Consider the following 11,676-nt stretch of genomic DNA (forward strand, 5'->3'; position numbering starts at 1 on the left):
CAGTTGGGGCACATCAGTGGGTTGTTAGGCCCCACGCCTCGCCCCACCCCAGTCCCGCGCGAGTGTTGGCCTGGGGGCGGTACTCACATCCGACCCAGCCGCTATAGCCCAGCGCGCTTAAGCGCTCAAAGATGGCGGGGTAGTGCACCTCCCCCGCGTCAGGCTCATGGCGCCCGGGCACGCCTGCGACTTGAATATGCCCAATGGCGGTGAACTGGCGTTCAAGGTGGCGAATCAGGTCGCCGTCCATTATTTGGCAGTGGTAGAGATCAAATTGTAGCTTTAGATTTTCTGCCCCAACCTCTTCCAATACCGCCATGGCCTGCGCCTGGCGAGAGAGAAAAAAGCCGGGCATATCGCGCGTATTAATCGGCTCGATCAGTATGTCCCGACTAACCTTGGCCGCTTCACTCGCAGCAAAGCGCAGATTGCGGATATAGGTGGCGTGGTGTTCAGCCTGGGTCGCGACATCGGCACCTCCCGGGAGCAGTCCCGCCATGGCATGCACCCGAGGGCAGTTGAGCGCCTCGGCGTAACGTAACCCTTCAACCACCGAGTCACGAAACTCCCCTTCTCGGCCCGGCAAGCTCGCCAAGCCTCGCTCACCTGCATCCCAATCGCCTGGCGGCAGATTAAACAGCACTTGCTCCAGTTGGTTTTTATTCAGCGCATCTCTTAACTCATCGGCGCCATAGGCGAACGGGAACAGGTATTCAACGCCTTTAAAGCCCGCCTTCGCAGCGGCGGCAAAGCGATCCATAAAGGCGTGCTCGTTAAACAGCATGCTGAGGTTGGCGGCTAATCGAATCATCGTGGTGCTCTTTTTGTTAAGTACGCCATTGTTAAGTGCGTCGTTAATCCCGTGGAAAGCGCGCTTCCAGCTCCGCCACCTGCTCAGGTGTTAATCCTCTTGGGTTCTCGCCCCGCAGTAACAGGTAAAGCTTGGCGGTCTCTTCCAGTTCTTCGGTGGCGTAGATCGCTGCCTCGAGGTTTTTCCCCGCCACCACTGGGCCGTGGTTGGCCAGCAATACCGCACTATGCTTGCCCGCTAACCCCCGCACGGCATCGCCCAGCTTGGGGTCGCCAGGAATGTGATACGGCACCAACGGTAGCTTGCCCACCCGCATCACGTAGTAGGCAGTGAGTGGTGGTATGCAGTCGCAGGGATTCACTTCGGGCAGGCAAGAGACCGCCACCGAGTGAGTGGAGTGCAGATGCACAATTGCACCGGACTGCGGGCGCTCTTCATACATCGCCATATGCAGAAACTGCTCTTTGGTAGGCTTATCGCCACTCAGCAGTTGGCCGCTGTTATCCAGATGGGAGATACGCGCCGGGTCTAGTCGCCCCAAGCAGGCGTTAGTCGGTGTCATCAGCCAGCCGCCATCGTCTAGCCGCACGCTGATATTGCCGCTGGAGCCCATGGTCAGGCCGCGGTCAAACAACGATTTCCCCATAGTGCTGATCTGTTCCCGCAAACTGTTCTGGGGATGGCGATGTAAGTAGATGCTCATATCAGCACCTCAAATGCCCGGGTAAAGAAGTCAACGCCACCAAAGTTGCCGGACTTTAGCGCCAGCGACAGCGGCGCTTCGCGACCCACCATTAGGGTTTGCGTCCAGGGCACGCCAGGGTCGATCTGCTCACCGATGTGCAGAGTGTTAATGCCCAACGCCGAGACTACTGCACCTGACGTTTCGCCCCCGGCGACCAGCAACCGGCCAACGCCTTCATCTACAAGCTTGACAGCCAACTGGCTCAGCGCCTCTTCCACTAACGCACCCGCATGCGCAACGCCAAGGGCTTGCTGGGCAGCGTTAACCTTCTCAGTATCAGCCGAAGCATAGAGCAGTACCGGCACCTCTTGAGATAAGCGCTTGCGGGCAAAGGCCAGCGCCTGCTCCTGCTGTTGCCCTCCTTCAGCCAACGCCAAGGGATCCAGGGCAAAGCCACCATCAGGGTGCTTGGCTAGAAAGTCCGCTACTTGTGCCAGCGTGGCACGGGAACAGCTGCCAGAGAGCACCAGCGCACCGCCCGTGGCAGGCGATAAGCGCCCCGGCTCACTGATCATGTCTAGCCAGCCCTGGGCACGGTACTGAGCGGGCAGCGCCTGCCCCAAACCAGAACCGCCGGTAACTAAAGGCATCGCAACGATAGCTTCAGCCAGGATGTCCAGATCCTGTTCGTCCAAGGAATCACAGATCACATGGCGAACACCCTGATCTGCCAGCATCGTTAAGTGAGTACGGGTCGCACCGGCGCCTTGAGCCAACACCGTGCGGTTGACTAAGCCCACCGGGTGCGGCGTTTGGCGTGCGAGTACTCGCACAAGATCCGCGTCCTGCATGGGGGTCAGTGGGTGGTGCTGCATACCGCTGTCGTTGAGCAAGCGGTCGCCCACAAACAGATGGCCCTGGTAGACGGTGCGACCGTTAATCGGGAAGGCGGGCACCATCACCGTTTGACGCGCATCCAGGGCTTCCAGCAGCGCATCCGCTACCGGGCCGATATTGCCTTTATCAGTGGAGTCAAAGGTGGAGCAGTACTTGAAGAACAACTGCCGGGCGCCCTGCTGGCGAAGCCACTCAAGGGCAGCGAGTGAGTCCGCCACGGCTTCGTCCACCGGGCAGGAGCGCGATTTCAACGCCACGACCACCGCATCGATATCAGTGAGGTCGATCTCTTGCTGGGGCACGCCAATCACCTGTAGGCAGCGCATACCGCCGCGCACCAGGTTATTGGCAAGGTCGGTCGCGCCAGTGAAGTCATCGGCAATGGCGCCCAGTACGATGTTCGCTCCCATCCCCATTTTATTAGGCTCCTTGAGCGTCGTTGGCAGCTTCTGGCAGCGCGATGTCGGAGAGCCTTTGATAAACCTTGATCACCGCCGAATCATCTTCGCGACCAAAACCTGCACCGCTGGCAGCGGTAAACTGCTGCAGAGCGCTTGAAGCAACGGGCGTTGCCAGCGCCAGCTCGCGGCCGGTTTGATGCACGATGTTGAGATCTTTGACGAAGATATCCACCGCCGAAAGCGGCGTGTAGTCACCACTCAGGATATGCGGCACGCGGTTTTCGAACATCCAGGAGTTGCCCGCCGAGTGGGTAATGACGTCATAAATAACCTCTGGGTCGAGCCCCATACGAATGCCCAACGCCATGGCTTCAGCGGCGGTGGCGATATGCACACCTGCCAGCAGTTGATTGACCAGTTTCATACTTGAGCCAACGCCAGGCGCATCGCCAAGGCGATAAACCTTGGCAGCCATGGCGTTTAGTACTGCTTCGGCATAGGTAAATGCCTCCGTTGCCCCGGATGCCATTACCGATAGTTCACCACTTTTGGCTTTAGCAGCACCGCCGCTAATCGGCGCATCCAGCAGCATCAAGCCCTCTGCCACCACTCGTTCACCAAGCTGTTTGGCCTGACTGGGCGCCACCGTGGCGCACTGTATGATCAGACTGCCCCGGGCCAAGTGGCTTACCACCCCCTGCTCACCGAACAGCACTTGCTCAACCTGCACCCCGTTAACGACAACCACCAACACGATATGGCAGTGAGCAAGCTCAGCAGGAGTGGCTACGCTTTGCCCCCCTGCTGCCGCAAAGGCATCGCGTGCCCCTGCGGAAATATCGCACCCGGTCACATTAAAGCCCTGCTTGAGCAAAGCGGTGGCCGTACCCATACCCATTGCGCCCAGGCCAATAAGTCCTACTTGAAGTGATTGCTTATCGTGTTGACTCACCAGCCGACACCTCGCGGTTGTTGTATATTGCTGTTGTGTGTCTTGCTATCGACGCGGTGCTTTTCTCTTGCTTTGCTTTTCCTTCGCTCATCGCTACCAGGAAAATGGTAGCGCTGTCATGATAGCGCTACCATTCTTTTTAGATTATTGTTGCCGTTACGACAAGCTGAAAATCAGGGACGTGCGACCAATGTCTAAAGACTCTCCCAACGCTGCCTCTCCCAGCCCTGCCAGGCAGCGCCGAAGCTCCGATCAGGTCACGCTCAGCCAAGTGGCGCAAGCAGCAGGGGTATCACCGATTACCGCATCGCGAGCACTGAACTCCCCTGATAAGGTCAGCGATAGCGCACGCCTGAGTGTTCTACAAGCCGTAGAGAAACTGGGCTACGTACCCAACTTGGTAGCCGGTAGTCTGGCCTCTTCCCGCTCGCGGCTGATTGCGGTGATTGTGCCGTCACTGATCAATAGCGTGTTTGTGGAAGTCATCAAGGGGCTGCAGGAGACGCTGGGAGCCGAGGGCTACCAGATACTGCTGGGTAACACCGACTACGATCTAGACCGCGAGTATCAGTTGGTGCGCACTTTTCTGGGCTGGTCGTGCTCGGCCCTGGTCACCGCTGGGCTACGCCATAACAAGGCGTGTCATACGCTGCTGGCGAACTGGGATCACCCCATTATGGAGGTGATGGAGCTGGGCAAAGGCATGGATCTTAACGTGGGGCTGGATCACGTGGCGGCAGGCCGCTGTATGGCCGGCCATCTAATCGACAAAGGCTACCGCCATATTGTTTATGTGGGCGCACGGCTGTCGCAGGATTATCGCGCCAGCATGCGTTTTGATGGTCATAAAGCGGTGCTAAAGGAGAAAGGGATCGACGCCCCACTACTGGAACTAGACACCCTGGGCAGCCTGCAAGCGGGCGCTGAAGGGCTGGCCCAGGTGCTCGCGCAATACCCTCATACCCAAGCCATTCACTTTGCCAACGACGACCTGGCGGCAGGTGCCCTGCTGGCTGCTCAACGTCAAGGGCTAAACGTGCCAGGGGATATTGCCATCGCCGGGTTTAACGGCCTGCCCCTTGGTCAACACGTAACCCCTCAGCTCACGACCATACTTTCGCCCAGAGAAGAAATGGGCCGCCTAGCCGCCAAAGAACTTATTCGGCGGCTAAGCGGCAAAAACGTCTACCGCCGCCAGCACGATGTGGGCTTTACGCTCCAAACCGGTGGGAGTACTTAGTGCTGTCTTATAACCAGGCGTCAAAAAAGGTCATAAATGCGCGTGCTTTGGCGGTCACGTGCCGCCCTGGCGGATATACCGCATAAACGCCGCCTTCAGGCAGTGCCCACTCGTCAAGCACGCGCACTAGACGCCCGGCGGCTATCTCAGGTGCCGCGGTAATATCCGGCAATACGGAGAAACCACCGCCCGCAGCCATCAGCGCGACTAAACTCACCGTTGAGTTGGCTGCCAACCCCGCGCTCATTTGCACCTCACACCGCTCATCCCGTCGTTGAAAAGTCCAGGTTAATGGCGCCCTTAACGGTGTAAAGGCGATCCACGCATGCTCTTCCAGCGACTTGGGATGCGCAGGCGTACCGTGGCGCTTCAGGTAATCAGGCGCAGCCACCACCTGCTGTTGAAAAGTGCCTATTCGACGGGCGCGTAGCGTGGAGTCTTTTAGCCAGCCTAGACGAAACGCCAAATCGATCCCCTCCTGCACCATATCGCTTACCTGGTCGCCGCTACGTAACTCTATATGCAGCGCCGGATGCAAACGGCTAAACGCCACCACCGCTTCACTCAACGCCCCGGCGGCGTAATCTTCGGGGGCCGTGATACGCAACTCGCCGTGCAACTGTTGGGTATCACTCACGGCACTAGCCAGCGCCCCCTGTAGATCTATCAACAGCGGATGGCATTGATGATAGAGCGCCTCTCCGGCCTGGGTAAGCTGAACCCGCCGCGTGGTACGCAGGAACAGCGTTACCCCCAGTCGCGTCTCCAACTGGCGAATTTGCAGGCTTACCCGTGTTTTCGTGCAGCCTAGCCGCTCCGCCGCCTGGGTAAAGCTACCGGCTTCCACGAGGGCGATAAAGATCGGTAAAGCATTTAAATCGAACTCGCTGGCGGTGGTCATATAGCGCCCTATTGTTATGAAATCAACAACAGTAAATTGCGTTAATCGCTATTTTTCAAATCAATAAAGCGTCCGACAATGCAGCGACTACCCACTGAAGGAGTTCTGCGATGAAAATAGCACTGATTGGCGCCAGCGGATTTATCGGTTCAGCCCTATTAACCGAAGCACTCTCCCGCGGCCACCACGTCACGGCGTTAGTAACCCGCCCTGAACGGGTGGCACTACAGGAAAATATCACTACCGTTAAAAGCGATGTGTTAAATACCGATCTACTTAGCGAGCAACTACGCGGTTTTGAAGCAGTGATCAGCGCCTTTAGCGGCCACGCTCAGGAGAACGTTTACGACTACTATCTCAAAGGCTTTCATTCGATTTTGGCTGCCACTCGACACGCGTCTGTGCCTAGATTGTTGTTAGTGGGTGGCGCTGCCACACTCGAGGTAGCGCCTGGCAATCTTTTGCTAGAGGCACCTGGGTTCCCAGCAGAGTACCGGGCCACCGCGGAAGGGGCGAAAACAGCCCTTGAGATACTGCGCGGGCAAACGGCTCAAGCGTGGACGTTTCTCTCCCCCGCCGCCGAGATTTTCCCCGGCGAGCGTACGGGTAGCTTCCGGCTTGGCGGCGATACGCTACTGACCGATAGCGAAGGCAACAGCCGTATTTCCGTGCAGGATTATGCTGTCGCCATGATCGATGAATTGGAGAATCCACGTCATACCAATCAACGCTTCTGCGTCGCGTATTGATCAAGTCGCTATCCCCCCTCACTCGGGCTAGGTGAGGGGTTGCTTCTCTCCTCACCCTTCTTCCCTCTTTCTCCCTCTTCTCCTATTTACTCTCTCCCCTTCTGCTGGCCCTATCTTTAATTCCCCGTAATATTCATCAGCCATATTTAACTACGCGAATTAATCCAAACACTACCCGACTACACATTACTTAACAGCCGCGCATTGAAAACTTACTTATAAGATATTTCTTACATTCGTATAGCGAATCTCTTACAAATGCTGTCAGCAATATCCTACATACATAGCAACCTATACCCTCAACAATCAGGTAGACGCAAATAAAGAAATACTAAAAAAACTTGCACACTTGTGACAGCTAATGAATTTATTAGGTTCAGAATCAATTACTCAGACATGCACGCGCATAGAGCTCACATTAATAACACTCGCATTAACTGACTCAATTACTGCAAGGAAAATATCATGAAAGCCAATACCGACCTCATTAAGATAGGCAACCATTGCGTGCATGTAGAGATCTATCAACAGCCACAAAATACTGAAAGTATTATTATGGTCAACGGCGCGCTAGCCACCACCGCCTCCTTTACCAACTGTGTCAAATACTTGAGTGACGGATTAAACGTTATCCTTTTTGATTTGCCGTTTGCTGGCCAGTCGAAAGCGCATAACCCTGTGAGTGGCATCATTACCAAGGAGGATGAAGTCAATATTCTCCTCGCCCTAATTGAACGTTACCAACCCACTTCGTTACTTTCAGTCTCTTGGGGAGGCTATGCCGCCATGATGGCATTGGCACAATCCCCCTCATCGATTAAAAGAGCAGTGCTAGCCTCATTTTCCACTCAGCTTAACGACGGCATGCTGCGCTATATCAATGGTGCTCGCCATTACATTCAAATTGGTGATGTCAAAACCGCAGCTAACCTGCTTAATGAAGAAGTAGGAAAATACTTACCCCGCTTATTAAAATATATCAACTATCGGCATCTCTCACGGTTAGATGATCAAGAGCTTCAGCAGGTCTGCTTTCATATCGAGCAAATACTCTCCATGAACGACACCGACTATGAACAGCTACTGGGTAATATTGGAATACCGACACTGTTCGTGAATGGCAAATTGGATGAGTACACAACGCCGGAAGACATTCTGATTGCCGACGACTATATGCCGAAATGCAAGTTCGAAGTCGTGCCCAACGCAGGACATTTTCTTGACCTTGAGCATGCTGACGCACGCCAGAGAATGGAGAAAATCCTACGCGGCTTCTTGATTCCTGGCGAGGTTGAAAGGGAGGTTGCCTAATCCAAGACGGGGCTGGCTGTCACTGCTCTTCGAAAAAACGGCAACGCCTCGCTATGCGCAATAGCCGCTTAGCGAGGCGGCATCTTAAAAGCCCGAGGGCGTCACATCGCTCTTCAATAACTGGGTGATACCAGGATAAGCGGCGAGATAAGCGGCCTCCACCGTTAGCCCAGCGCCTGGGTAAGCAAGCCAAAGCGCGTTAACGGCCCCTCCTCGACGGCCTCGCCACAGCGCATGCGGGTGATTTGATCGACGCAGTTGAGCCCTAAAGCCGTCAGCCAGCTATCGTCGTAGGGATCAACTAAATCAATGCGTATAAAATCACCCTCAGCATCCGTCAGCAGCGCCAACACCAGTGCCTGCGCCTGTTCGGCACTGCGTGCCAGAATGGGACCAATATGCTCGCCGCGCCCATACGTACGCTTCAGCGCAAACCCTTCAATGGCGCCCGCATTTTCAATCACCACCCCTCTATTAGCCGATTGAACGGCCACCGCATGAGCCAGGCTGTCGGGTGAAAGTGCGAGCAGTGCCGCCTGATCGCTTGCCTGCATCGCACGTAAACCCGGCAGCAGCGGTACAGGCGGTGCAAGGGTGCCCCCCCCTTGGTATTGGCAGACGCGATTACACGGTTCGAAGCCCAGTTTTTGGTACAAGGGCTGGCCCGCTTTAGTGGCCACTAATAGCAGCGTCCGTGGGCCCGCCAGCGCCATCAGCCGCACCATCATCTCCCGCCCCAGCCCGAGGCCCTGCCAATCGTCGTTAATAACCACCAGCCCCAAGGTAGCCACAGCCCCTTGATTGAAGCAGAGCCCAGTGCCCACCAGTTCACCGTCGACGCTTTCCAGCGCGACGCCCTCACCCACATCAAGCATCTGGCGCCAATCATCGATTCGGTGCGGCCAGCCGAGTTTATGGGACAGGCTATGCGCCGCCCCAAGATCGTTAACGGTCATTGATCGCCACGTTAAGTCCTCACGCTCAAAACGTGCGGGAGCACTAGCTGAAGCAGCTGCCGAAGGGGAGTCAGTCATCACACTATATATTCCTTGAGCTGGTATAGATTGGTTTGCCGCTACTTTGACACTCAAGAGAGGCGCGATGCCACGCCGTAAAAGATTGCTTAGGGCAATACACAGGGCGAGCGAGCGGAAAAGTCAGTGTTAAGTGCTAGCGACACTAGTAGCCACACTGGGGCTCAACACGACCAATCATTGGTTCTCCGCGTTGATAGCGACGCAGGTTGTCCAGCAGTACAGGAAAAGCGCTATCGGGTTGTGTCATCGCGGCTACATGGGGTGTTAGCAAAATACGTTCGTCTTGCCAAAAAGGATGATTATCGGCGGGCGGCTCTTCGCTCAACATATCCAATACCGCCGCACTCAAACGCCCGTCATCGAGGGCTTGCGTCAGGTCGTGTTCAACCAAGTGCCCACCATGGTCAATGTAATACTCATCCCTCCCGAAATGCTTCGATCACCCGTTCGGCCAATACCTCGCTGGCATCGCCACTGCCTGGACGCTTCACCAGCGCCACCTGGTAATCGCCTAGCGGGGGCAACGATTCATTGTGCAGACGTTTGAGCGGCGGGCGAACCAAGCTTTTTGGAAATGCCGTCACGGCCAAATCGGCCAGCATGGCGGCCTCCTGCCCGGCACAGTGGTCGCAGGAGTAAGCAATGCGGTAAGCAATCCCCGCCTGATCAAGGGCATTGAGGGTAATTCGTCGCCACGCGCACCCCTGCTGGGCCAGGGTTACCGGCAGGGGCGTTCGCTGCACGGCAACGCCATCCTCACGCCCCGCCCACACCAGCGATTCGCTGTGGACGATCTCTCCCCGCGCTGCCTGACCAGGCCCTCCGGCCATCACCAGCGCCAGATCAAGCTCGCCCTCGTCCAACCTGGCGAGCAGGTCTTTGCTGCGCCCCACCTCAACATCGACCTGCACCGCCGGGTGCGAGCGGGCAAATTGAGCCAATACAGTGGGCAGGATACGCCCCACCACGTCGTCGGTTATCCCCAGTCCCACGCGCCCCTCTATGGTAGGGGCTAAAAACTGGGTCACGGCTTCCGCGTTGAGTTTAAGCAGCCGACGGCCATAGCCCAGCAGCACTTCCCCCTCGGCCGTCAGGCGTACGTGACGTGCCTCGCGTACAAACAGCGTCTGGCCGAGGATCTCTTCCAGGCGTTTGATCTGCATGCTCAGGGCGGAAGGGGTGCGGAACAGCTGCTGGGCGGCGCGGGTAAAGCTGCCGCTCTCAGCAATCGTCACAAAGGTGCGCAGCACCTCGCTATCCAGTAGCGGCAAGGCGGCCCGGCTGGGCGCTATGTTAGAGAGTTGATTCATCACACCCACCTTTCAGAAAAACTTAACACTCAGTGTAGATCTTTTCGTTTGATTGATCCAAGGCAAAGTATCAAGCTGATAACCAGAGGTCGCGACCCTCCACTTATTAATCACAAAACACACCTGCTGAAAGGGTGCTCAGGCGCCGTTTAGCCAACCGCAGGCGTGGAAATGGAGGTGCGCGATGAAGTGTGAAAATCCTACCCAACATGCCCATAACGCTTGGGAAAAAGCCAACCAATTGGCGCCGCCGCCCAAGCCACCACAATTGCAGTTTTACATGCCTGCCATGCCTCCAATGGGGCTGATTAGAGCGCTCGATATGCGCTGGTGGCGCTACCGGCGTCGGCGGCTATTTCGACGCCATATCTTGCCGCTACTGGCTTACGACGATCAGGTACTGAGGGATATTGGCCATTGCCGCGAAGATATTCTCTGGGCCAACCAACTGCCATTAAAAGTCGATGCGATTCAGGCATTAAAGGCTCGGCAGAAAACATGCCATGTACCGCAAAGCTAGCATCAAAAAAAGCGTCGAACCTGGGAGAGGTTCGACGCTTGTATAGGCTTGCTACTGCGTATTTAAGACTGGTGCTAAAGCCTGGCTTTTAAACGCCTACCGGCCCACCGTCACGCTTCTGAATGACCACAGTCGATGCCCGCGGGCGGACTTGGCCGCTTGCAGCAACGGTGGCGTCTTGTACCAGTGCGTTATCATCCGCTGGCCAGTTACCTGGGTGCTGAATATTAATGAACAGCGCGGTTTTATCCGGGGTGGCAAAGATACCCGTCACTTCACAGCCGTTCGGCCCCACCGCAAAGCGCTTAAGCTGCTGCTGGTTGCTGCTGTTGACCACCGGGCCGGTTCCCTGGATCTCGTCCAGCCCATTGGGGACTACTGCAAGCAACTGGTCGTTGGTGTACTCCGTGATGCCTTCATAGCCGTTATCGGTTTGAATCCAAAGAATGCCCTGCCCATCATCGCGCTCGTCAAACCAAAGGCCATCCGGGCTGGCGAACTGGTTCATTTCGGTCAAGCCCGAAAGGTTATCAGCATCGTCAACGGCAGCACCAAACACAAACACTTCCCAAGTAAAGGCATTGGGCAGCCGGCTTTCCCGCCAGCGAATAATATGCCCCGCTTCGTTATTGGCGCGTGGGTTGGCGGCATTGGTGGGCGCTAAATCGTAACCAACACCTGCTTGTTCCAGGTGCTCACCGTTATTAGTGTAAGTTGGGGCTGTCTCTTCAGCGGTACGCTGTGTGTTATTGGTTAAGGTGAGATACACCTCACCGGATGCCGGATCGACGGAAGCCCACTCAGGGCGATCCATTGGCGTGGCACCCAACAAATCTGCTGCATCACAGGTGTTGATGATGAT

Annotated in this window: 13 protein-coding genes; 4 read left to right on the forward strand and 9 right to left on the reverse strand. The window is 56.2% G+C overall.

Annotated features, from left to right (window positions below):
• Nucleotides 1–13: 13 nt before the first annotated feature.
• Genes otnI through ltnD form a run of 4 tightly spaced genes read right to left on the reverse strand, consistent with a single transcriptional unit; the run spans nucleotide 14 to nucleotide 3,746 of the window.
• Nucleotides 14–811 carry a 2-oxo-tetronate isomerase gene (gene otnI / locus JI62_RS12420; protein WP_088700466.1) on the reverse strand — a complete coding sequence of 266 codons (798 nt, stop codon included), beginning with the start codon at nucleotides 809–811 and terminating at the stop codon, nucleotides 14–16.
• Between the two features lie 43 nt (nucleotides 812–854).
• Entirely contained in the window at nucleotides 855–1,514 is a 660-nt protein-coding gene (gene otnC, locus JI62_RS12425; RefSeq protein WP_088700467.1) for a 3-oxo-tetronate 4-phosphate decarboxylase, read from the reverse strand.
• Entirely contained in the window at nucleotides 1,511–2,809 is a 1,299-nt protein-coding gene (gene otnK, locus JI62_RS12430) for a 3-oxo-tetronate kinase (RefSeq protein WP_088700468.1), read from the reverse strand. The genes otnC and otnK overlap by 4 nt, the downstream gene beginning before the upstream one ends.
• Before the next feature lie 4 nt (nucleotides 2,810–2,813).
• Nucleotides 2,814–3,746, reverse strand: coding sequence for an L-threonate dehydrogenase (gene ltnD / locus JI62_RS12435; RefSeq protein ID WP_088700469.1), 933 nt, complete (start codon nucleotides 3,744–3,746; stop codon nucleotides 2,814–2,816).
• A gap of 190 nt (nucleotides 3,747–3,936) precedes the next feature.
• Here ltnD and JI62_RS12440 point away from each other — a divergent pair, with 190 nt between their 5' ends.
• Nucleotides 3,937–4,986, forward strand: a complete 1,050-nt coding sequence (locus tag JI62_RS12440) for a LacI family DNA-binding transcriptional regulator (protein ID WP_088700470.1) — start codon at nucleotides 3,937–3,939, stop codon at nucleotides 4,984–4,986.
• A gap of 7 nt (nucleotides 4,987–4,993) precedes the next feature.
• On the opposite strand, the gene JI62_RS12445 is transcribed toward JI62_RS12440, so the two are convergent.
• The gene (locus JI62_RS12445; RefSeq protein WP_088700471.1) at nucleotides 4,994–5,887 is read right to left on the reverse strand and encodes a LysR family transcriptional regulator; all 894 of its coding nucleotides are present in this window, start codon (nucleotides 5,885–5,887) and stop codon (nucleotides 4,994–4,996) included.
• A gap of 110 nt (nucleotides 5,888–5,997) precedes the next feature.
• Between JI62_RS12445 and JI62_RS12450 the strand changes: the two genes are divergently transcribed.
• Nucleotides 5,998–6,636, forward strand: a complete 639-nt coding sequence (locus JI62_RS12450) for an NAD(P)-dependent oxidoreductase (protein WP_088700472.1) — start codon at nucleotides 5,998–6,000, stop codon at nucleotides 6,634–6,636.
• 465 nt (nucleotides 6,637–7,101) lie between these two features.
• On the forward strand, nucleotides 7,102–7,947 hold the full coding sequence (locus tag JI62_RS12455; protein ID WP_088700473.1) for an alpha/beta fold hydrolase: 846 nt from the start codon (nucleotides 7,102–7,104) through the stop codon (nucleotides 7,945–7,947).
• Nucleotides 7,948–8,111: 164 nt separating this feature from the next.
• On the opposite strand, the gene JI62_RS12460 is transcribed toward JI62_RS12455, so the two are convergent.
• The 3 genes from JI62_RS12460 to JI62_RS12470 all read right to left on the reverse strand — a co-directional run bounded on the left by JI62_RS12460 (nucleotide 8,112) and on the right by JI62_RS12470 (nucleotide 10,294).
• Nucleotides 8,112–8,981, reverse strand: a complete 870-nt coding sequence (locus JI62_RS12460) for a GNAT family N-acetyltransferase (RefSeq protein WP_088700474.1) — start codon at nucleotides 8,979–8,981, stop codon at nucleotides 8,112–8,114.
• A 145-nt stretch (nucleotides 8,982–9,126) separates the two neighbouring features.
• Complete coding sequence (locus tag JI62_RS12465) at nucleotides 9,127–9,375, reverse strand: NAD(P)-dependent oxidoreductase (protein WP_240513231.1); 249 nt, start codon at nucleotides 9,373–9,375, stop codon at nucleotides 9,127–9,129.
• A gap of 25 nt (nucleotides 9,376–9,400) precedes the next feature.
• Nucleotides 9,401–10,294, reverse strand: coding sequence for a LysR substrate-binding domain-containing protein (locus JI62_RS12470; protein WP_088700475.1), 894 nt, complete (start codon nucleotides 10,292–10,294; stop codon nucleotides 9,401–9,403).
• Nucleotides 10,295–10,478: 184 nt separating this feature from the next.
• On the opposite strand from JI62_RS12470, the gene JI62_RS12475 reads away from it, so the two are divergent.
• Nucleotides 10,479–10,814: a hypothetical protein gene (locus tag JI62_RS12475; protein WP_088700476.1), complete on the forward strand. Its 336-nt coding sequence runs from the start codon at nucleotides 10,479–10,481 to the stop codon at nucleotides 10,812–10,814.
• Between the two features lie 88 nt (nucleotides 10,815–10,902).
• Here JI62_RS12475 and JI62_RS12480 read toward each other — a convergent pair.
• On the reverse strand, nucleotides 10,903–11,676 hold a 774-nt coding region (locus JI62_RS12480; RefSeq protein WP_141101327.1), incomplete at its 5' end, for a PhoX family protein.

Origin of the sequence: Halomonas campaniensis, from assembly GCF_002211105.1 — a bacterium.
In the GTDB taxonomy this organism is placed as follows: Bacteria; Pseudomonadota; Gammaproteobacteria; order Pseudomonadales; family Halomonadaceae; genus Vreelandella; species Vreelandella campaniensis_A.